Source organism: Paucibacter soli, assembly GCF_037482845.1.
Lineage (GTDB): Bacteria > Pseudomonadota > Gammaproteobacteria > Burkholderiales > Burkholderiaceae_C > Paucibacter_B > Paucibacter_B soli.
Window position 1 is genome coordinate 211,932 of the sequence record NZ_JBBHJW010000006.1, and the last position, 21,724, is coordinate 233,655.

The 21,724-nt window shown below is 64.0% G+C and carries 14 protein-coding genes and 6 tRNA genes; 16 read left to right on the top strand and 4 right to left on the bottom strand.

The window, feature by feature from the left end; all coding sequences use genetic code 11:
* The first annotated feature begins 1 nt into the window (after position 1).
* The 11 genes from WG898_RS14230 (at position 2) to WG898_RS14280 (ending at position 10,169) form a co-directional block, all read left to right on the top strand.
* Positions 2–3,163, top strand: a complete 3,162-nt coding sequence (locus WG898_RS14230; RefSeq protein WP_339603465.1) for an efflux RND transporter permease subunit — start codon at positions 2–4, stop codon at positions 3,161–3,163.
* 150 nt (positions 3,164–3,313) lie between these two features.
* Positions 3,314–3,400 (top strand) — tRNA-Leu (locus WG898_RS14235).
* A 34-nt stretch (positions 3,401–3,434) separates the two neighbouring features.
* On the top strand, positions 3,435–4,748 hold the full coding sequence (gene tig, locus WG898_RS14240; RefSeq protein WP_285232943.1) for a trigger factor: 1,314 nt from the start codon (positions 3,435–3,437) through the stop codon (positions 4,746–4,748).
* A gap of 136 nt (positions 4,749–4,884) precedes the next feature.
* Positions 4,885–5,493 (top strand): ATP-dependent Clp endopeptidase proteolytic subunit ClpP, encoded by a 609-nt coding sequence (gene clpP / locus WG898_RS14245; RefSeq protein ID WP_285232942.1) that lies wholly within the window; start codon positions 4,885–4,887, stop codon positions 5,491–5,493.
* 118 nt (positions 5,494–5,611) lie between these two features.
* Positions 5,612–6,880 carry an ATP-dependent Clp protease ATP-binding subunit ClpX gene (clpX, locus tag WG898_RS14250; protein WP_285232941.1) on the top strand — a complete coding sequence of 423 codons (1,269 nt, stop codon included), beginning with the start codon at positions 5,612–5,614 and terminating at the stop codon, positions 6,878–6,880.
* An 86-nt stretch (positions 6,881–6,966) separates the two neighbouring features.
* Positions 6,967–9,414, top strand: coding sequence for an endopeptidase La (gene lon / locus WG898_RS14255; protein WP_339603466.1), 2,448 nt, complete (start codon positions 6,967–6,969; stop codon positions 9,412–9,414).
* 119 nt (positions 9,415–9,533) lie between these two features.
* Positions 9,534–9,609 (top strand) — tRNA-Gly (locus tag WG898_RS14260).
* A 104-nt stretch (positions 9,610–9,713) separates the two neighbouring features.
* Positions 9,714–9,787, top strand: a tRNA-Cys gene (locus WG898_RS14265).
* Between the two features lie 11 nt (positions 9,788–9,798).
* Positions 9,799–9,874 (top strand) — tRNA-Gly (locus WG898_RS14270).
* Positions 9,875–9,921: 47 nt separating this feature from the next.
* A tRNA-Gly gene (locus WG898_RS14275) sits at positions 9,922–9,997 on the top strand.
* A gap of 83 nt (positions 9,998–10,080) precedes the next feature.
* Positions 10,081–10,169 (top strand) — tRNA-Leu (locus WG898_RS14280).
* Positions 10,170–10,178: 9 nt separating this feature from the next.
* On the opposite strand, the gene murI is transcribed toward WG898_RS14280, so the two are convergent.
* Entirely contained in the window at positions 10,179–10,979 is an 801-nt protein-coding gene (gene murI, locus WG898_RS14285) for a glutamate racemase (protein ID WP_339603467.1), read from the bottom strand.
* A gap of 167 nt (positions 10,980–11,146) precedes the next feature.
* Between murI and WG898_RS14290 the strand changes: the two genes are divergently transcribed.
* From WG898_RS14290 to WG898_RS14305, 4 genes are all read left to right on the top strand, one after another.
* The gene (locus WG898_RS14290) at positions 11,147–11,896 is read left to right on the top strand and encodes an electron transfer flavoprotein subunit beta/FixA family protein (RefSeq protein WP_285232938.1); all 750 of its coding nucleotides are present in this window, start codon (positions 11,147–11,149) and stop codon (positions 11,894–11,896) included.
* A complete protein-coding gene (locus tag WG898_RS14295; protein ID WP_339603468.1) occupies positions 11,896–12,828 on the top strand; it encodes an electron transfer flavoprotein subunit alpha/FixB family protein in 933 nt (310 codons plus the stop codon). Before WG898_RS14290 ends, WG898_RS14295 begins: the two co-directional genes overlap by 1 nt.
* A gap of 76 nt (positions 12,829–12,904) precedes the next feature.
* Positions 12,905–14,695, top strand: a complete 1,791-nt coding sequence (locus tag WG898_RS14300; RefSeq protein WP_339603469.1) for an acyl-CoA dehydrogenase — start codon at positions 12,905–12,907, stop codon at positions 14,693–14,695.
* Between the two features lie 16 nt (positions 14,696–14,711).
* Positions 14,712–15,665: an NAD(P)H-dependent flavin oxidoreductase gene (locus tag WG898_RS14305; RefSeq protein WP_339603470.1), complete on the top strand. Its 954-nt coding sequence runs from the start codon at positions 14,712–14,714 to the stop codon at positions 15,663–15,665.
* Here WG898_RS14305 and WG898_RS14310 read toward each other — a convergent pair.
* From WG898_RS14310 to WG898_RS14320, 3 genes are read right to left on the bottom strand one after another with little or no spacing between them, the layout of a single operon-like run.
* Entirely contained in the window at positions 15,658–17,247 is a 1,590-nt protein-coding gene (locus WG898_RS14310; protein WP_339603471.1) for an ABC transporter substrate-binding protein, read from the bottom strand. The two genes, WG898_RS14305 and WG898_RS14310, sit on opposite strands and share 8 nt — an antisense overlap.
* 58 nt (positions 17,248–17,305) lie before the next feature.
* Positions 17,306–17,665, bottom strand: a complete 360-nt coding sequence (locus WG898_RS14315; RefSeq protein ID WP_339603472.1) for a hypothetical protein — start codon at positions 17,663–17,665, stop codon at positions 17,306–17,308.
* 21 nt (positions 17,666–17,686) lie between these two features.
* The gene (locus WG898_RS14320) at positions 17,687–18,529 is read right to left on the bottom strand and encodes an isopenicillin N synthase family dioxygenase (protein WP_339603473.1); all 843 of its coding nucleotides are present in this window, start codon (positions 18,527–18,529) and stop codon (positions 17,687–17,689) included.
* A gap of 328 nt (positions 18,530–18,857) precedes the next feature.
* On the opposite strand from WG898_RS14320, the gene WG898_RS14325 reads away from it, so the two are divergent.
* The gene (locus WG898_RS14325) at positions 18,858–21,716 is read left to right on the top strand and encodes a 2-oxoglutarate dehydrogenase E1 component (protein WP_339603474.1); all 2,859 of its coding nucleotides are present in this window, start codon (positions 18,858–18,860) and stop codon (positions 21,714–21,716) included.
* Positions 21,717–21,724 lie beyond the last annotated feature (8 nt).

A 21,724-nucleotide genomic window follows, 5' to 3' on the forward strand; every position in this document is an offset into this window, starting at 1 on the left:
CATGAACAGCGCATCTTCCCGCAGCGCGGCCGCCTCGCGTTTCAATCTCTCCCGTTGGGCTCTGCAGCATCCCGCGCTAACGCGCTATCTGATGGTGGTGCTGATGGTGATGGGCTTCGCCGCCTATTTTCAGCTTGGCCAGGACGAGGACCCACCGTTCACCTTCCGCATCATGGTGGTGCAGGCGTTCTGGCCTGGGGCCACGGCGCTTCAGATGGCCGAACAGGTGACCGACAAGATCGAGAAGACGCTGCAGGAGGTGCCGCATGCGGACAAGATCCGCAGCTACACCAAGCCGGGCGAATCTCTGACCTTCTTTTTCGCCAAGGACAGCACGCCGCCTCAGGAAGTCAGCAGTCTTTGGTACTCGGTGCGCAAAAAGGTCGGCGACATGCGGATGACGCTGCCGCAGGGCGTGCTCGGCCCGGTGTTCAATGACGACTTCGGCGATGTCTACGGCTCGATCTTCGCGCTCTCTGCCGACGGATTCAGCAACGAGGAACTGCGCCAGCAGGCCGAGCGCGTGCGCTCCATCCTGCTCAAGGTGCCGGACGTGGCCAAGGTCGAGTTGTTCGGCACGCAGGCCGAGAAGCTCTATATCGAGGTGTCGCAAAAGCGCCTGGCCGAGTTGGGTGTGGACTTCAACCAGGTCATCGGCCAGCTGGGCGCGCAGAACGCGGTGGAGGGGGCGGGGGTTCTCAACGCCGGCAGCAACAATCTTCAGGTGCGTGTCGAGGGGCAGCTGAACTCGGTGAATGCGCTGCGCGAGATGCCTATTCGCGCGCTCAACCCGCAGACCGGCGTGGCCAGCAGCCTGCGCCTGGGCGACATCGCGGAAATCAGGCGCGCCTTTGTGGATCCGCCCAGCCTGATGGTGCGACACCAGGGTAAACAGGTGATTGCCCTGGGGGTTTCTATGGCTAAGGGCGGCGACATCATTGCGCTGGGCAAGGCCTTGCGCGCCGCCAACGAGACCATCAAGTCCAAGCTACCCGCCGGACTGGAACTGAGCCAGATCCAGGATCAGCCGCAGGCCGTGACGCGTTCGGTGAACGAATTTGTGCATGTGCTGATCGAGGCCGTGGTGATCGTGCTGGCCGTTAGCTTCATCGCACTGGGCCTGCATACCAGGCCGCTACGCATCGACGTCTGGCCCGGCCTGGTGGTGGCCATCACCATTCCGCTGGTGCTGGCGATCACCTTTGTGACCATGTTTTATTGGGGCGTGGGGCTGCACAAGATCTCGCTGGGCTCGCTCATCATTGCGCTGGGCTTGCTGGTCGACGACGCCATCATTGCGGTGGAGATGATGGTGCGCAAGCTCGAGGAGGGCTACGACAAGATGCATGCGGCGACCTTTGCCTACGAGGTCACTGCCATGCCCATGCTGACCGGCACCTTGATCACCGCGGTGGGCTTCTTGCCCATCGGTCTGGCCAAGTCAGCAACCGGCGAATACACCTTTGCAATCTTTGCGGTGACCGCGGCGTCGCTGCTCATTTCCTGGGTGGTATCGGTCTATTTCGTGCCCTATCTGGGCGCCATCCTGCTGCGCAGCCGGGCGCACGGCGGTGGTGAAGCGCACGAACTCTTTGACACGCCGTTCTACAACCGCTTCCGCGCGATGGTGAGATGGTGTGTGGAGAACCGCTGGAAGGCCATTGCCATGACGGTGGCCTTGTTCGTGCTGGGCCTGGTGGGTATGGGCCGCGTGCAGCAGCAGTTCTTCCCGGACTCCAGCCGGCCAGAGGTGTTGGTGGACCTCTGGTTGCCTGAGGGCACGACGATCGAGCAGAGCAACGAACTTGCCAAGCGCTTCGAGGCGCGCATGCTCAGGGAGCCGGGCGTCGACTCCGTCAGCACCTGGGTCGGTAGTGGTGTGCCGCGTTTCTATTTGCCGCTGGACCAGGTTTTTCCGCAGGCCAACGTCAGCCAGTCCATCCTGATTCCGCGCGACTTGCAGGAGCGCGAAAGCCTGCGCAAGCGCCTGCCCGAGTTGCTGGCCAAGGAATTCCCGGAGGCGCGTACACGTGTCAAGCTGTTGCCCAATGGGCCGCCCGTGCCCTACCCGGTGCAGTTCCGGGTGGCGGGCGAGGATGCCAAGGAAGTGCGCCGCTGGGCCGATCAGGCCAAGGAGATCTTGCGCGCGAATCCGAACATGCGGGGTGTGAACGACAACTGGAACGAGTCGATCAAGACGCTTAAGCTGGAGGTGGATCAGGACAAGGCGCGTGCCTTGGGCGTCACGAGCCAGAGCATCGCGCAGGCTTCGCGCGTGATGCTGTCCGGGGTCACGGTGGGGCAATACCGCGAAGCCGACCGGCTGATCGATATCGTGGTGCGCCAACCGGCCGAGGAGCGCAATGCGATTACCGATCTAGGTAGCGCTTACCTGCCCACAGCCAGCGGCCGCTCCGTACCGCTGACGCAGATCGCCAAGGTGCGCTTTGAATGGGAGCCCGGCGTACTGTGGCGCGAGGGGCGCAGTTTCGCTGTCACGGTGCAGGGTGACGTGGCCGAGGGCCTGCAGGGTGCCACGGTGACGGCGCAGGTCTGGCCGGCGCTGAAGGAATTGCAGGCCAAGATGCCGCCGGGGTATCGGATCGAGGTAGCGGGTTCGGTCGAGGAGAGCAGCAAGGGCCAAGGCTCCATCGCTGCCGGTGTGCCGGTGATGCTGTTCATCACGTTCACCCTGCTGATGCTGCAGTTGCAGAGCTTCTCGCGCGCCATGCTGGTGTTCCTGACCGGACCGCTGGGTATTGCCGGCGTGGCCGGCGCGCTGCTGCTGTTGAACCGGCCCTTCGGCTTCGTGGCCCTGCTGGGCGTGATTGCCTTGATGGGCATGATCATGCGCAACTCGGTGATCCTGATCGACCAGATCGAGCAGGACCGCGAGCGCGGCGTACCCGCCTGGTCGGCGATTGTCGAGTCGGCGGTGCGGCGCTTCCGCCCTATCGTGCTGACGGCGGCCGCTGCCGTGCTGGCGATGGTGCCACTGTCGCGCAGCGTGTTCTGGGGGCCGATGGCCGTGGCCATCATGGGTGGACTGATCGTGGCCACCGCGCTGACCTTGCTGGCGCTGCCGGCCATGTACGCGGCCTGGTTCCGGGTGCAGCGCCCGGCCGCCGCCTCGCGTTTCATGCCCTCGAAGCTGGAGTCCTGAGCGCCGGACGTGTCCGCGCCGGCGCGCTCCAAAACCCTTGGGTGGATGGCGCGCCGGTTTTTGCCTAATCTACCGGCTACAATCTCCGGTTTGCCGCATCGCCACAGGGCTGCCGCGATCAGAAAGATCGAGGCAACTCTGAATCCACTCGCGCGGGTGGCGAAATTGGTAGACGCACCAGGTTTAGGTCCTGACGCCTTCACGGGCGTGCCGGTTCGAGTCCGGCCCCGCGCACCAGGTCTTTTGTTCAGAGTCACATTCAGAGTCACATATGGCTGTCACCGTCGAAACCCTCGAAAAGCTCGAACGCCGCATCACGCTCACGCTGGCGGCCGCTGACATCAACAGCGAAGTCGAATCCCGTCTCAAGAAGCTGGCCCGTACCGTCAAGGCCGACGGCTTCCGCCCCGGCAAGGTGCCGATGAGCGTCGTGGCCCAGCGCTACGGCTACTCGGTGCAGTACGAAGTCATGAACGACAAGCTCGGTCAGGCCTTCTCGCAAGCCGCCAACGAAGCCCAGTTGCGTGTTGCCGGCGCTCCCAGCATCGCCCAGAAGGACGAAGCACCCGAAGGCACGATGGCCTTCGACGCTACCTTCGAGATCTATCCGGAAGTCAAGCTGGGTGATCTGTCGGCCGCCGAGGTCGAGCGCGTCACCAGCGAGGTGACCGAAGAGGCGATCGACAAGACCGTCGAGATCCTGCGCAAGCAGCGTCGTACCTTTGCGCAACGCGCCGCCGCTGACGTGGCCGCCGAAGGCGATCGCGTGACCATCGACTTCGAAGGCAAGATCGACGGCGAGACCTTCGCCGGCGGCAAGGCCGAAGGCTTCCAGTTCCTGATCGGCGAAGGCCAGATGCTCGAGGCCTTCGAGAAGGCCGTGCGCGGCATGAAGGCTGGCGAGTCCAAGACCTTTCCGCTCGCCTTCCCCGAGGACTATCACGGCAAGGATGTGGCCGGCAAGGAAGCCGACTTCCTGGTCACGGTCAAGAAGATCGAAGCCCAGCACCTGCCCGAAGTGAACGAGGCTTTTGCCAAGTCCCTGGGCATCAAGGAAGCCACGGTGGAAGCGCTGCGCGCCGACATCAAGAAGAACCTTGAGCGCGAAGTGAAGTTCCGCGTGCTGGCTCGCAACAAGGGCGCCGTGATGGACGCCGTGGTGGCGGTGGCCGAGCTGGACGTGCCCAAGGCACTGATCGCCAGCGAGACCGAGCGCCTGGTTGCCGGTGCGCGCGAAGACCTGAAGAAGCGTGGCGTGAAGGATGCCGAGAAGGCGCCGATCCCCGCCGAGATCTTCCAGCCGCAAGCCGAGCGCCGCGTGCGTCTGGGCCTGGTGGTGGCCGAGCTGGTGCGCGCCAACAATCTGCAAGCCAAGCCGGAGCAGCTGCAGGCGCACATCGAAGAACTGTCGCAAAGCTACGAGAAGCCCGCCGAAGTGGTGCGCTGGTATCTGAGCGATCGTCAGCGTCTGGCCGAAGTGGAAGCGGTTGTGATCGAAAACAACGTCACCGACTTCGTGCTGGCCAATGCCAAGGTCACCGACAAGGCATTGCCCTTCGACGAACTGATGGCCACGGCCGGCTGAGCCGGTTGAGCCAGGCTCTTGCGAGCAAGGCGTCGCGCCGCAAGGCCGACGCCTTTTTCATTCCCGCTGCGAGGTCGAGCCGAGGGCGACATAATCGGCCCACCTCAACGCTACACGCATGTTTCAAGGATTCTTCATGAGCGCGCTGGAAACGAGCAATCTGGGCATGGTGCCCATCGTCATCGAACAATCGGGCCGTGGTGAGCGCGCCTACGACATCTACAGCCGTCTGCTGCGCGAGCGCATCGTCTTCCTGGTCGGGCCGGTGAACGATGCGGTGGCCAATCTGGTGGTGGCGCAGTTGCTGTTCCTGGAGAGCGAGAATCCCGACAAGGAGATCTTCCTCTACATCAACTCGCCCGGCGGCAGCGTCTCGGCGGGCATGTCGATCTTCGACACCATGCAGTTCATCAAGCCGCCTGTGTCGACCTTGTGCATGGGCATGGCTGCCAGCATGGGGGCCTTCCTGCTGGCCGCGGGCGCCAAGGGCAAGCGCTTCGCGCTGCCCAACTCCAAGATCATGATCCACCAGCCGCTGGGCGGTGCCCAGGGGCAGGCCACGGACATCGAGATTCATGCGCGCGAGATCCTCAAGACCCGTGAGCAGTTGAATCGCATCCTGGCCGAGCGCACCGGTCAGAGCCTGGAAAAGATCCAGCTCGATACCGAGCGCGACTATTTCATGTCGGCCGCCGAGGCCGCGACCTATGGCCTGATCGATCAAGTGATCGAAAAACGCGCCTGAGCGCTGCCGCCGGGGCAACTGGCGCTGGAACGGGGCCCTTATTGAGAAAAGGGCCCCGGCCGCATTTGAACTATCATCAGTTCAGGCAGTCACGCCTGAATGAAACCCAAGCAGATCCATGGCCGAGAAAAAAGGCAATTCCAGCGAAAAAGTTCTGTACTGCTCCTTCTGCGGCAAGAGCCAGCATGAGGTGAAGAAGCTGATCGCTGGCCCGTCGGTGTTCATTTGCGACGAGTGCATCGAGCTCTGCAATGACATCATCCGCGACGAAGTCCCGGCCGACTCCGCGCAAACCCGCGCCAGCAAGTCCGACCTGCCGGTGCCCAGCGAAATCAAGGCCAGCCTGGATCAGTATGTGATCGGGCAGGATGTGGCCAAGCGCACGCTGTCGGTGGCGGTCTACAACCACTACAAGCGCCTGCGCCACATGGGCGGCAACAAGGACTCGGTCGAGCTGTCCAAGAGCAACATCCTCTTGATCGGCCCCACCGGTTCCGGCAAGACCCTGCTGGCCCAGACGCTGGCGCGCCTCTTGAACGTGCCGTTCGTGATCGCCGATGCCACCACCCTGACCGAAGCCGGTTATGTGGGCGAGGACGTCGAGAACATCATCCAGAAGCTGCTGCAGAACTGCAATTACGACGTCGAGCGGGCCCAGCGCGGCATCGTCTACATCGACGAAATCGACAAGATCTCGCGCAAGGCCGACAACCCCTCGATCACCCGCGACGTCTCGGGCGAGGGCGTGCAGCAGGCTTTGCTGAAGCTGGTGGAAGGCACGATGGCCTCGGTGCCGCCGCAGGGCGGGCGCAAGCATCCGAACCAGGACTTCCTGCAGATCGACACCACCAACATCCTCTTTATCTGCGGCGGTGCCTTTGATGGCCTGGAGAAGGTGATTCAGAACCGTTCGGAGAAGTCTGGTATCGGCTTTGGCGCCACGGTCAAGACCAAGAGCGAGCGCCGCGTCTCCGAGGTGTTCCGCGAGGTGGAGCCCGAGGACCTGATCAAGTTCGGCCTGATTCCCGAGTTGGTGGGCCGCCTGCCGGTGGTCGCCACCCTGGGCGAGCTGAGCGAGGATGCGCTGGTGCAGATCCTCACCGAGCCCAAGAATGCGCTGATCAAGCAGTATCAGCAGCTGTTTGCAATGGATGGCGTCGAACTCGAAATCCGCCCATCGGCGCTGATGGCCATTGCCCGCAAGGCGCTGGCACGCAAGACCGGTGCGCGCGGCCTGCGCTCCATCATGGAGCATTCGCTCATCGACACCATGTTCGAATTGCCCGCCCTCGATGGCGTGGCCAAGGTTGTGCTTGACGAGCACAACATCGAAGAAGACGCGAAGCCGCTGCTCGTCTATCGCGAGCAGGCCAAGGCCAGCGCCTGACCGGGTATTCGTGCGATCCAGCAGCGCACGCGCATCTTGTAATAACCCCCTCAGGCCCTAGATGGGTCTGAGAAAGAGAGGTTTCTATGTCCGGTCATCCCATCCTGCCTGCAGAACCGATCACGCTGCCGCTGCTCCCGCTGCGCGACGTGGTGGTGTTCCCGCACATGGTGATCCCCCTGTTCGTCGGCCGCCCCAAGTCCATCAAGGCCTTGGAAGCAGCCATGGAAGCCGGCCGCCAGATCATGCTGGTGGCACAAAAGGCCGCTGGTAAGGACGAGCCCAAGTCGGACGATATGTTCGAGGTCGGTTGCGTCTCCAGCATCCTGCAGATGCTCAAGCTGCCCGATGGCACCGTGAAGGTGCTGGTCGAGGGCCTGCAGCGCGCCACCACCCAAAGCATCACCGAGACGGAAGAACATTTCGTTGCCGAGGTGTTGCCGATCCCGCCCGAGGCCGATACCAAGCCCGAGGTGGAAGCGCTGCGCCGCGCGGTGACCCAGCAGTTTGACCAGTACGTCAAGCTGAACAAGAAGATTCCGCCGGAGATCCTCACCTCCATCGGCGGTATCGACGATGCCGGGCGCTTGGCCGACACGATTGCCGCGCATCTGCCGCTCAAGCTCGACGCCAAGCAGTCGGTGCTGGACCTGTCGGACGTGGCCAAGCGCCTGGAGAAACTGCTCGACCTGCTCGAGCACGAGGTCGACATCCTGCAGGTGGAAAAGCGCATCCGTGGCCGCGTCAAGCGCCAGATGGAGAAGAGCCAGCGCGAGTACTACCTGAACGAGCAGGTCAAGGCGATCCAAAAGGAGCTGGGCGACGGCGAAGACGGCGCTGACATGGAGGAGCTGGACAAGAAGATCCAGGCTGCCCGCATGCCCAAGGAAGCGCGTAAGAAGGCCGATGCCGAGCTCAAGAAGCTCAAGCTCATGTCGCCCATGTCGGCCGAGGCGACGGTGGTGCGCAACTACATCGAGACCCTGGTCAACCTGCCCTGGAGCAAGAAGACCAAGATCAAGCACGACCTGGCGAATGCCGAGCATGTGCTGAACGAAGACCATTACGGGCTGGAGAAGGTCAAGGACCGCATCCTCGAGTACTTGGCGGTGCAGCAGCGCGTCGACAAGGTCAAGGCGCCCATCCTGTGCCTGGTGGGCCCCCCGGGCGTTGGCAAGACCTCGCTCGGCCAGTCGGTGGCGCGCGCCACCGGCCGCAAGTTCGTGCGCATGGCCCTGGGCGGCGTGCGCGACGAGGCCGAGATCCGTGGCCACCGCCGCACCTATATCGGCTCCATGCCGGGCAAGGTGCTGCAGAGCCTGTCCAAGGTCGGCACGCGCAATCCGCTCTTCCTGCTCGACGAGATCGACAAGCTGGGCATGGACTTCCGCGGTGATCCGTCCTCGGCCCTGCTGGAGGTGCTGGATCCCGAGCAGAACCATACCTTTGGCGACCATTACGTCGAGGTCGATTTCGACCTCTCGGACGTGATGTTCGTGGCCACCTCGAACTCGATGAACATCCCTCCGGCCCTGCTGGACCGCATGGAAGTGATTCGCCTCTCCGGCTATACGGAAGACGAGAAGGTCAACATCGCGCAACGCTATCTGCTGCCCAAGCAGCGCAGCAACAACGGTGTGAAGGACGAAGAGATGGAGGTCGCCGAGTCGGCGATCCGCGGCATCATTCGCTACTACACCCGTGAGGCTGGCGTGCGCTCGCTGGAACGCGAAATCTCCAAGATCTGCCGCAAGGTGGTGAAGGGCCTGGCGCTCAAGACCTACGAGGGCAAGGTGCTGGTCAACGAGGACAACCTGAACGACTTCCTGGGCGTGCGTAAGTACGACTTTGGCCGCGCCGAGAAGAAGAACCAGGTGGGTCAGGTCGTCGGTTTGGCCTGGACCGAGGTGGGCGGCGATCTGCTGACCATCGAAGCCACCGCCATGCCCGGCAAGGGCAACATCATCCGCACCGGCTCGCTGGGCGATGTGATGAAGGAGTCGGTCGAGGCTGCGCGCACGGTGGTGCGCTCACGTGCCCGCCGCCTGGGCATCAAGGACGAGGCATTCGAGAAGCGCGACGTGCACATCCACGTGCCCGACGGCGCCACGCCCAAGGATGGTCCGAGTGCGGGCATCGCGATGACCACCGCCTTTGTCTCCGCGCTCACCGGCATCCCGGTGCGTGCCGATGTAGCGATGACGGGCGAGATCACCCTGCGTGGCGAGGTCACTGCCATCGGCGGCTTGAAGGAGAAGCTGTTGGCGGCGCACCGCGGCGGCATCAAGACGGTGATGATTCCCGAAGAGAACGTCAAGGATCTCCAAGACATCCCAGAAAACGTCAAGAACCAACTCGAAATCGTGCCGGTGAAGTGGATCGACCGCGTGTTGGAAGTGGCGCTGGAGGCCGCGCCTCAACCTCTGCCTGACGAGGAAGTGGCTGCCGCCGCGCCCGAGAAGGCGGTGGCCGAGGCCGTGAAACCGGAGCCGGCGACGGCGGCCGTTGCGGGTGGCGATGCACTCAAGCATTGAAAATCCGCAAGACCTCTTGCATGACACAGAAAATCCAGTATAGAATGTGAGCTTCAGCGCAAACAGCACAGCGTAGATGGCGAGAGTCGAAGCCCTGTGAGTCGTGTGTTGAAGTCCATGCGGGAGTAGCTCAGTTGGTAGAGCGCAACCTTGCCAAGGTTGAGGTCGAGAGTTCGAGACTCTTCTCCCGCTCCAGGATTTCAAAGGGAAGCCCTGGCTTCCCTTTTTGCTGACACGAGAAGCCGCGGCTTCTCGTTTTCGTCAAAGTCTCGCAAGAGGCGATGGCGATGGATTGTTGAGGCGCGGTAGCAAAGCGGTTATGCCCCGGATTGCAAATCCGGTTAGTCCGGTTCGACTCCGGACCGCGCCTCCAGGAATGACACTGCGGGAGTAGCTCAGTTGGTAGAGCGCAACCTTGCCAAGGTTGAGGTCGAGAGTTCGAGACTCTTCTCCCGCTCCAGTTCATTCAATCCAAAGTAGCTGACCATGAGAATGGCCAGTGTTCATGCGGGAGTAGCTCAGTTGGTAGAGCGCAACCTTGCCAAGGTTGAGGTCGAGAGTTCGAGACTCTTCTCCCGCTCCATATTCGAAAGGGAAGCCGCAAGGCTTCCCTTTTTCGTTTTCGCTGTGTGCGCGGCCGCCATAATTCGGCCGCAGCACTGACCCGCCCGGGTGGTGAAATTGGTAGACGCAGCGGACTTAAAATCCGCCGCCTCGTGAGGGGCGTACGGGTTCGATTCCCGTCCCGGGCACCACAGACGGCGTCAGATGCTGACCTGCCCTACCTGGGGTGTGCTGCCGAGCGCGAGTTGGCCCAGCCGGCGCAGTGGCTCGCAGTTTCCAGTGGTGCTCAGCGCGATGTCTGCGCCATCGCCGCATGCGGGGAGCTGCAACTCCTGCCATAGGCGCTTGGCCTGTCTGGCCACGGCATCTTCAATATTCAAGAGCTGCACCTGCTGGCCCAGCGCGAGTTGGATCTGTGGCTGGACAAAAGGGTAGTGGGTGCATGCGAGCAATACGGTATCCACCTGTGCTTCGCGCAATGGCGCGCAATAGCGCTCGATCAAGTCCAGCAACTCGCGGCGATCCAGTTGCCCGGTCTCAATCTGGTCAACCAGGCCAGGGCAGGGCTGGCTGAACACCAGTACCTGGCCCGCATACCCTTGCAGCAGGGCCTGATAGCGTGCACTCGCCAGCGTGGCCACCGTTGCCAGCACGCCGACCCGTCCGTTGACGGTGCTGGCAACCGCAGGCTTGATGCCGGGCTCGATGGCGACGATGGGCGTCGCGGGCCAGCGCTCGCGCAAGGCCTGCACCGCGTGCACGGTGGCGGTGTTGCACGCCACCACCAGCATGCGCGCGCCCAGCTCCAGCAGATGCCCTGCCACCGCCAGGCTGCGGTCGATGATGTAGTCGGAGCCGCGTCCGCCATAGGGCGCATAGCCCGAATCGGCCACATAGCGCAGCGCCACGCCCGGCAGGGCGGCATGCACGGCCTTCAGCACGGTAAGGCCGCCGAGGCCCGAATCAAAGATGCCAATAAAGGGCGTGTTGGTTTTGCTCATCAGGGGGCGCAGTCTAAAACGAAGCCGCGCAAGGGCCGAACTCGTCTCTAAAATAGCACGATCGTTCGTTTTATTTGCGGCTCAGACATCTGGATGACTCGGGCGTACGCTCAGAGCCCCGTAGAATCCTGATTAACGTTAACGTCAATTCGCCTTGGAGTGCTGAGATGAAGGTATTGGTTCCCGTCAAACGAGTCGTCGACTACAACGTCAAGGTGCGCGTCAAGAGCGACGGCACCGGCGTGGATATCGCCAACGTCAAGATGTCCATGAACCCCTTTGACGAAATTGCCGTCGAAGAGGCAGTGCGCCTGAAGGAAAAGGGCGTGGTCACCGAGGTGATCGCCGTCTCCTGCGGCGTCACCCAATGCCAGGAAACCCTGCGCACCGCGATGGCCATCGGCGCCGATCGCGCCATCCTGGTCGAGACCGACGCCGAGTTGCAGCCCCTGGCCGTGGCCAAGATTCTCAAGGCCCTGGTCGACAAGGAACAGCCCCAGCTGGTGATCCTTGGCAAGCAGGCCATCGATGACGATTGCAACCAAACCGGCCAGATGCTCGCCGCGCTGACCGGCATGCCCCAGGGCACCTTCGCCTCCAAGGTAGAAGTGGCCGACGGCAAGGTGGCCGTGACCCGCGAGGTCGACGGTGGCCTGGAAACGGTGAGCCTGACGCTGCCGGCCGTGGTGACCAGCGACCTGCGCCTGAATGAGCCGCGTTATGTCACGCTGCCTAACATCATGAAGGCCAAGAAGAAGCAGCTCGACGTGGTCAAGCCCGCCGATCTGGGCGTCGATGTGGCGCCGCGCATCAAGACCCTCAAGGTCGAAGAGCCGCCCAAGCGCAGCGCCGGCATCAAGGTGCCTGACGTGGCGACCCTGGTGAACAAGTTGAAGAATGAAGCGAAGGTGATCTGATGACTGCTTTGGTAATTGCTGAACACGACAACGCCCACATCAAGGGCGCCACGCTCAATACCGTGACCGCCGCGCTGGCCACGGGTGCCGAGGTGCATGTGCTGGTGGCCGGCCACAACGCGGCCGCCGCCGCTGCTGCCGCCGCGCAGATCGCCGGCGTCGCCAAGGTGCTGCATGCCGATGCCGCGCATCTGGCCGATGGCCTGGCCGAAAACCTGGCCGCGCAAGTGCTGGCCGTGGCCGCCGGCCACAGCCACATCCTGTTCCCTGCCACCGCCTCGGGCAAGAACGTGGCGCCGCGCGTCGCTGCCCTGCTGGACGTGGCGCAGCTCAGCGACGTCACCAAGGTCATCAGCGCCGACACCTTCGAGCGCCCGATCTACGCCGGCAACGCCATCGCCACCGTGCAATCGGCTGACGCCACCAAGGTGCTGACCGTGCGCACCACCGGCTTTGACGCCGCCGCCACCAGCGGTGGCGCCGCTGCCGTTGAAACCGTGGCGGCCGCTGCCGACAGTGGCAAGAGCAGCTTCGTTGGCCGCGAGGTCACCAAGAGCGATCGCCCCGAGCTGACCGCCGCCAAGATCATCGTCTCCGGCGGCCGTGCCCTGGGTTCCAGCGACAAGTTCAATGAAGTGCTGACCCCCTTGGCCGACAAGCTGGGCGCCGCCCTGGGCGCCTCGCGCGCCGCGGTCGACGCCGGCTATGCGCCCAACGACTGGCAGGTGGGCCAGACCGGCAAGATCGTCGCGCCCCAGCTCTATATCGCTGCCGGCATCAGCGGCGCGATCCAGCATCTGGCCGGCATGAAGGACTCCAAGGTGATCGTCGCGATCAACAAGGATGCCGAGGCGCCGATCTTCTCGGTGGCCGACTACGGGCTCGAGGCCGACCTGTTCACGGCCGTGCCGGAACTCGTCGCCGCGCTCTGATTCCCGCCTATTGATCAGCCTGCAGGGCGCCCGACTTCACGGTCGCGGCGCCCTTCGTTTCTCTGGAGACAAGACAATGACTTACCGCGCCCCCGTCAAGGACATGCTCTTCAACATGAAGGAGCTGGCCGGCCTGGAATCGCTCACCGCCATTCCCCAGTTCGCTGATTACGGTATCGATACCGCCCAGGCGGTGCTGGAAGAATGCGCCAAGCTCAACGAGGACGTGATCGCCCCGCTGAACTTCGAAGGCGACAAGAACCCCAGCTACTGGAAAGACGGCCAGGTGTTCACCACCCCCGGGTTCAAGCAGGCCTTCAAGCAGTTTGCCGAGGGCGGCTGGCAGGGCCTGCAGCACCCGGCGGAGTTCGGCGGCCAGGGCCTGCCCAAGACGATTGGCGCGGCCTGCGGCGAGATGATCAACAGCGCGAACATGAGTTTTGCGCTCTGCCCGCTGCTGACGGATGGCGCCATCGAGGCGCTGCTGACCGCCGGCAGTGATGAGCAACGTGCCACCTACATCCCCAAGCTGATCGATGGCAGCTGGACCGGCACCATGAATCTGACCGAGCCGCAGGCGGGGTCAGATCTTGCGCTGGTGCGCACGCGCGCCGAGCCGCAGCCCGATGGCAGCTACAAGATCTTCGGCACCAAGATCTTCATCACCTATGGCGAGCACGATATGGCCGAAAACATCGTGCATCTGGTGCTGGCCCGCGTGCAGGGCGCACCCGAGGGGGTGAAGGGCATCAGCCTCTTCATCGTGCCCAAGTTCATGGTGAATACGGATGGCTCGCTGGGCGCGCGCAATGACGCGCACTGCGTCTCCATCGAGCACAAGATGGGCATCAAGGCCAGCCCCACCGCGGTGTTGCAGTTTGGTGACCATGGCGGCGCCATCGGCTACCTGGTGGGCCAGGAGAACCGCGGCCTGGAGTACATGTTCATCATGATGAACGCGGCCCGCTTCGGCGTGGGCGTGCAGGGCATTGCGATTGCCGAACGGGCCTACCAGAAGGCGGTGAGCTATGCGCGCGACCGCGTGCAGTCACGCCCGGTGGACGGTTCGGTGGCCGGCAGCGCCGCCATCATCCATCACCCCGATGTGCGCCGCATGCTGATGACGATGCGTTCGCTGACCGAAGGCTGCCGTGCCATGAGCCTGGTGGCCGCGGCCGCCTACGATGCGGCCCACCACCATCCCGATGCCCAGACGCGCAAGGACAATCAGGCCTTCTACGAGTTCATGGTGCCGCTGGTGAAGGGTTACAGCACCGAAATGAGCCTCGAGGTCACCGACCTGGGCGTGCAGGTGCATGGCGGCATGGGTTTCATCGAGGAGACCGGTGCGGCCCAGTATTACCGCGACGCCAAGATCCTCACCATCTATGAGGGCACCAGCGCGATCCAGGCCAACGACCTGGTGGGCCGCAAGACGCTGCGCGACGGCGGCCAGATGGCCAAGGCGGTGGCGGCCCAGATCGAGTCCACCGAGCGCCTGCTGGCCGAGCGCGGCAGCGACGCGGCACGCGCCATGCTCAAGCGTCTGAGCCAGGCGCGCGCGGCCTTGCTGGAATCGTCCGACTTCATCGCCGGCTGCGGCAAGGCGAATCCGAACGCGGCGTTCTCGGGCTCGGTGCCGTTCATGATGTTGGCCGGCAATGTGGTGGCGGGCTGGCAACTGGCGCGCGCACTCATGGTGGCCGAGGACAAGCTCGCCGCTGGTGAAGACAGGGCCTTCATGACCGCCAAGATCGCCACCGCGCGCTTCTACGCCGAGCACATCCTCACGCGTGCCGGCGGCCTGCGCGATGCCATCGTGGAGGGCGCCGACAGCGTCACCGCGCTGGCACTGGACTCGTTCTGAACGGAGGCGCCAAGTCATGAGCGTATTGCCTTCCGTTTTGCAAAACCTGCCCCTGCCCATCATCGGTTCGCCGCTTTTCATCATCAGCAATCCCAAGCTGGTGATCGCGCAATGCAAGGCCGGCGTGGTGGGCGCCATGCCCGCGCTGAATGCGCGCCCGGCCGAGCTGCTGGATGAGTGGTTGAACGAGATCACCACCGAGCTGGCCGCCTACAACAAGGCCAATCCCGACCGGCCGGCCGCGCCCTTTGCGATCAACCAGATCGTGCACAAGAGCAATGACCGGCTGGAGCACGACATGGCGCTGTGCGCCAAGTACAAGGTGCCCATCATCATCACCTCGCTGGGTGCACGCGAGGATGTCAACGCGGCCGTACATGCCTGGGGCGGCGTGGTGCTGCACGACATCATCAACAACAAGTTCGCCAAGAAGGCGATCGAAAAGGGCGCCGATGGCCTAATCGCGGTGGCGGCCGGTGCCGGCGGTCATGCGGGTGTGAAGAGCCCCTTCGCGCTGATCCAGGAAATCCGTGCCTGGTTCGACGGCCCGGTGGCGCTCTCGGGTTCCATCGCCAGTGGCGACGCGGTGCTGGCCGCCCAGGCCATGGGCGCCGATTTTGCCTACATTGGCTCGGCCTTCATCGCCACCGAGGAGGCGCGCGCGGCCGCAGCCTACAAGCAGATGATCGTGGAGAGCAGCAGCGATGACATCGTCTACAGCAACCTCTTCACCGGCGTGCACGGCAACTACCTGCGTGGCTCCATCATCAATGCCGGCATGGATCCGGACGCCTTGCCGGAGTCGGACCCCAGCAAGATGAACTTCGGCGGCGATGCCAAGAAGGCCTGGAAGGACATCTGGGGTTGCGGCCAGGGCATAGGCGCGATCAAGGAGGTGGTGCCGGCCCGCGTGCTGGTCGAGCGCCTGCGCAGCGAGTACCAGGCGGCCCGCCAGCGCCTGGCTATTTGATATTGGTGAAGCGAGCCTCTGGCCGGTCGTCCGACCGGTGCAGGGTCTCGACATTCGCCTTCATCGCCCAGGGCCGCATCTGGTGATGCAGGGGGATGAAGAAGTGTTCGTCGCGCACGCGCAGCAAGGCCTCGCGTATCAGGGCGTTGCGCTTGGGCACGTCGACCTCGGTCTTCATCGCGTCGATGAGTTGATCCAGCCTGGCGTCGCTGAGCTTTGCGAAGTTGAAATTGCCGTCGGCGCCCGTGGTCTTGGTGTGCGCGATGGCCTGCAGCGTGAACTGCGCGTCATAGGTCGCCACGCCCCAGCCCAGCATATAGAGCGGCGCCTCGAAGCGCTGGAAGGTCAGACTGTGCTGGGCCATGGGCGCGGCCTGCAGATTTGCCTTCACGCCCACGCGCGCCCACATCGCCGCCACCGCCTGGCAGATCTCCTCATCGTTGACGTAACGGTTGTTGGGGCAGTTCAACTGCAGTTCCAAGCCCGAGCCATAGCCGGCCTCGGCCAGCAACTTCCTGGCGCGTTCGACGTCCTGCTTGAGCGGCACGTCGATGTCCGGCGTGTTGCCGTTCACGCCCGGTGCCACCATGATGCCGGCCGGTATCGATAGCCCGCGCATGGTGGCGCGCCTGATCGCCTCCCGGTCCACCGCCAGGCTCAGCGCCTCGCGCACGCGCTTGTCCTTGAAGGGGTTCTTGCCCTTGATGTTGGAGCCCTTGAGTTCGTCGCTGCCCTGGTCCATGGCCAGGAAGATGGTGCGCACCTCGGGGCCTTCGATGAGCTTGAGCTTGGGGTCGGCCTTGAGCTTGGCCACGTCCTGCGTCGGCAGGTCGGTGAGCAGGTCCACATCGCCCGAGAGCAGCGCGGCCACGCGGGTGGGGTCCGACTTGATCGGCAGGTAGCTGACTTCGGTGACGTTGCTGGCGTGCTTGGCATCCCACCAGTCGGGGTTGGTCACCATGCTGATCTTTTGATCGGGCTGCCAGCCGGTGATCTTGTAGGGGCCGGTGCCCATGACATGGCGCGAGGCGTAGTTGTCTTCCTTGGCCTTGTAGTCCTGCACATTGGTGGACTTGTTCTTCTCGGCCCAGGCCTTGCTCATGATGCGGAAGTCGACGATGTTGCGCAGCAGGATGGGGTTGGGGCCCTCCAGCATCAGGTCCAGGGTGTAGTCGTCGACCTTCTTGATTTCCTTGATGCCGGCCACATAGATCTGCATGGTGCCCTGGGGCTGGCGGATGCGGCCGAAGGTGAATACCACATCGTCAGCCGTGAACGGCGTGCCGTCATGGAACCTGACGCCGCGGCGCAGCTCGAAGCGCAGCTGGGTGGGCGAGACGTAGCTCCACTTGGTGGCCAAAGCCGGCTCCACCTCATGGTTGGCGTTGTAGCGCGTCAGCCCCTCGTAGGCATGCATCAGCACGGCCAGGGTGGTGGCATGGTTCTGTGAATGCGGGTCCAGCGTGAGGATGTCGTTCTGCGCGGCCCAGCGCAGGCTGGCGGCGGGGCTGATGCAGGGGCTCAGCGCGGCCCAGCTCATCGCCAGGGACAGGGCCGCGAGTCTGAGAGGCTTGCTGATCATGCGGGGGCTCCGGGTTGGTGTTGCGAGCCATGCTAGCGGCAGGCCGCCGGCCGCCTACCTATGGCTTGCCCGGGTGCTCGGGCTCTGCGGGCTCGATCTCGGCATCGCAGCCGATGCCGGCGGCAATCATGCGGCGGCTCCAGGCGCGCAGGCCGCGTTCGAGCAGCTGGCGCAGGCGTCCGCTCGGAAACCGGGCCATGCCCAGCTGCGTGAGCGGGGCCTCCAGCATGCCGCAGCGGTAACGCTTGAAATCAGCGGACCATTGCAGCGCCTTGCAGGCACCGTGGCGGCGCCGGCTCAGCAGCACGCCCACGGGACAGGGCTCGGCCAGGCAGCAGATGCCGCAGCCATTGCAGGGCTGGCCCAGCGCCGGCTTGGGCGGCGCCTCAACTTCGATATGGATGATGCGATGCCGCACGCCGCTCAATATAGCCTGGGGTCAGGTCTTGACGCCCAGCTCGCGCAGCCGCTCCTCCAGATAGCTGTGCGCGGTATAGCGCTCCGACAGCACCACGTCGTTGCGCGGGTGCAGGAACAGCGGCAGCGAGACGCGGCTCTTGCGGGCGCCTTCGCCCGTGGGGTTGACCACGCGATGCTGGGTCGAGGGGTAGTAGCCCTGCGAGGCCTCCTGCAGCATGTCGCCGATATTGATGATGAGCATGCCGAAATCGCAGGGCACATCCACCCACTGGCCGCTCATGTCCTGCACCTGCAGGCCGGGTTCATTGGCCGCGGGCAATATGGTCAGCAGATTGATATCGCCATGCGCGGCGGCGCGCAGCGATCCCTCGGGCTCCTGGCCGGTCAGCGGCGGGTAGCGCAGCACGCGCAGCAATGTCTGCCGGCTGTCCTTGATCATGTGCGAGAGCGGCTCGCTATAGCTCTTGGCGATGTCGGCCGGTGTGTGGCGTTCGACCCAGGACAGCAGTTCGGCCGCCAGGCCATTCGCCACCTCGTAGTAGCGCATCGCGTCGGCGCGCAGGCGCTCGGGAATGCGGCCCCAGGGGTAGATGTGGAAGTACTCCTTGATGTCCTTCTGCGTCGCGCCCTTGGCGGTCTCGGAGATGGCGGTGGAGAAATAGCCGTCCTGGGTTTCCTTTGAGAACGCGAAGCCATGCTTGTCTTCACCGTCGAAGAAGCCCAGCCAGTCGGCGTAGATCTGCTCGACCAGGGCCTGCGGTATCGGGTGGTTGACCAGCACGCCGAAGCCGGTTTCGTGCAGGGAGCGGGTGAATTGCTCGGCCGCATCCGCGGCACGGTAATCGACGACTCGAACTTGCATGGGATCTCCTGAACTGTCCCGTCGCGCAGCCATTCAATCGCGGGGCTGGCGCGAGCGGAAGTTTACCAAGGAGTAAGAAATTTTATCCCTGGCGGGATGGCGCCTGCGGGAAAGTGCGGATACCCGACAGACCCGCGGCGCTGCCAATTTGTGCTTTGGTCGGGTATGGCAGGAGTGCTACAGTCCGGCCCTTGAGACTTGAGGTCCTTCCCGTCCCCTTTTCTGGCAACAGTGAAGGCGGGTCGCAATCCGCCAACCGGTCGAGCCGTGTCGCGGAAGGTTTGTTAACCAGCCAACGTCCTGGAAACCAGGGTGAAAGGTGAGCGAAATGATGCAGCAATACAGGTCGAACTCGTACCTGTTCGGGGGCAATGCGCCCTACGTCGAAGAGATGTACGAGGCCTACCTCGACAACCCGGGCTCGGTGCCCGACAACTGGCGCGCCTACTTCGACGCCCTCCAGCATGTGCCTGCCACCGATGGCAGCGACGCACGCGACGTGGCCCATGCGCCCGTGATCGAATCCTTTGCCCAGCGTGCCAAGGCCAATGCCTTCGGCAACAAGGCCTCCAGCAGCGACCTCGCGGTGGCCCGCAAGCAGGTGCATGTGCAGTCGCTGATCGCCGCCTACCGCTTCCTGGGCTCGCGCTGGGCCGACCTGGATCCGCTGCAGCGCACCGAGCGCCCGCGCATCCCGGAGCTGGAGCCCTCGTTCTATGACCTGACCGAGTCCGATATGGACATCTCGTTCAGCGCCACGAACACCTATTTCTCCAAGGCCGAGAGCATGACCCTGCGCGAGATCGTGCAGGCCTTGCGCGAGACCTATTGCGGCTCGGTCGGTGCCGAGTACATGCACATCACCGATCCAGCCGAGAAGCGCTGGTGGCAGGAGCGCTTGGAATCGATCCGTTCCAAGCCCAGCTTCACGCCCGAGAAGAAGAAGCACATCCTCGACCGCCTGACCGCGGCCGAGGGCCTGGAGCGCTACCTGCACACCAAGTACGTCGGCCAGAAGCGCTTCTCGCTGGAAGGCGGCGAAAGCTTCATCGCCTCGATGGACGAACTGGTGCAGCGCGGCGGCGAAAAGGGCGTGCAGGAAATCGTCATCGGCATGGCCCACCGCGGCCGCCTGAACGTGCTGGTGAACACCCTGGGCAAGATGCCCGCCGACCTGTTCGCCGAGTTCGAGCACAAGGCCCCCGAAGACCTGCCCGCGGGTGACGTCAAGTACCACCAGGGCTTCTCCAGCGACGTCACCAGCCCCGGCGGCCCGGTGCACCTCTCGCTGGCCTTCAACCCCTCGCACCTGGAAATCGTCAATCCGGTGGTCGAAGGCTCGGTGAAGGCCCGCATGGACCGCCGCGGCGACAAGGAAGGCGCGCAAGTGCTGCCCGTGCTGGTGCACGGCGACGCCGCCTTTGCCGGCCAGGGCGTGGTGATGGAGACGCTGGCGCTGGCGCAGACGCGTGGCTACTACACCGGTGGCACGGTGCATCTGGTCATCAACAACCAGATCGGCTTCACCACCAGCGACCCGCGCGACACCCGCTCCACGCTGTACTGCTCCGACGTCGTCAAGATGATCGAGGCGCCGGTGCTACATGTGAACGGCGATGATCCGGAGGCCGTGGTGTTGTGTACCCAGCTGGCGCTGGAATACCGCCAGCAGTTCAAGAAGGACGTGGTGGTCGACATCATCTGCTTCCGCAAGCTGGGCCACAACGAGCAGGACACGCCGGCGCTGACCCAGCCGCTGATGTACAAGAAGATCGCCCAGCATCCCGGCACCCGCAAGCTCTATGGCGACAAGCTGATCGCCCAGGGCGTGCTGAGCGCCGATGGCCCGGACAATATGTCCAAGGCTTTCCGCGCCGCCATGGACGAAGGCCGCCACACCGTCGACCCGGTGCTGACCAACTTCAAGAGCAAGTACGCCACCGACTGGTCGCCCTACCTCGGCAAGAAGTGGACCGACTCCTGCGACACCGCGCTGCCGGTGGCCGAGTTCAAGCGCCTGGCCGAGAAGATCACCACCATCCCCAACACCTTCAAGGTGCATCCGCTGGTGGAGAAGGTGATCGCCGACCGCGCCGCCATGGGCCGCGGCGAGATCAATGTGGACTGGGGCATGGGCGAGCACATGGCCTTCGCCTCGCTGGTGGCCTCGGGCTATCCGGTGCGCCTGTCGGGCGAGGACTGCGGACGCGGCACTTTTGTGCACCGCCATGCGGTGCTGCACGACCAGAACCGCGAGAAGTGGGACATCGGTACCTATGTGCCGCTGCAGAACGTGGCCGAGGGCCAGGCGCCCTTCGTCGTGATCGACTCGCTGCTGTCGGAAGAGGCCGTGCTCGGCTTCGAGTACGGCTATGCCTCGGCCGATCCGGTGACGCTGACGATCTGGGAAGCCCAGTTCGGCGACTTCGTCAACGGCGCCCAGGTGGTGATCGACCAGTTCATCGCCTCCGGCGAGGTGAAGTGGGGCCGCTCCAACGGCCTGACCCTGATGCTGCCGCATGGCTACGAAGGTCAGGGCCCCGAGCACAGCTCGGCGCGCCTGGAGCGCTTCATGCAGCTGGCCGCCGACAACAATATGCAGGTGGTGCAGCCGACCTCGGCCTCGCAGATCTTCCACCTGCTGCGTCGCCAGCAGCTGCGCATGTTCCGCAAGCCGCTCATCATCATGACGCCCAAGTCGCTGCTGCGTAACAAGGACGCCACCTCGCCGCTGGCCGAGTTCACCAAGGGTGAGTTCAAGACCGTGATCGGCGAGCGCGATGCCAGCATCGATGCGGCCAAGGTCAAGCGCGTGATCGCCTGCTCGGGCAAGGTCTATTACGACCTGGTGAAGGCGCGTGCCGAGAAGAAGGCCAGCGATGTGGCCATCATCCGCGTGGAGCAGCTCTATCCCTTCCCGCACAAGGCCTTCGCCGCCGAGATGAAGAAGTATCCCGGCGTGAGCGAGATCGTGTGGTGCCAGGACGAGCCGCAGAACCAGGGCTCCTGGTTCTTCGTGCAGCACTATGTGCACGAGAACATGAGCGAAGGCCAGAAGCTCGGCTACGCCGGCCGCCCCGCCTCCGCCTCGCCGGCCGTGGGTTATGCCCACCTGCACCAGGAGCAGCAGAAGGCGCTGCTGGATCAGGCCTTCGCCAAGCTCAAGGGCTTCATCCTGACGAAGTAAATGCCTGC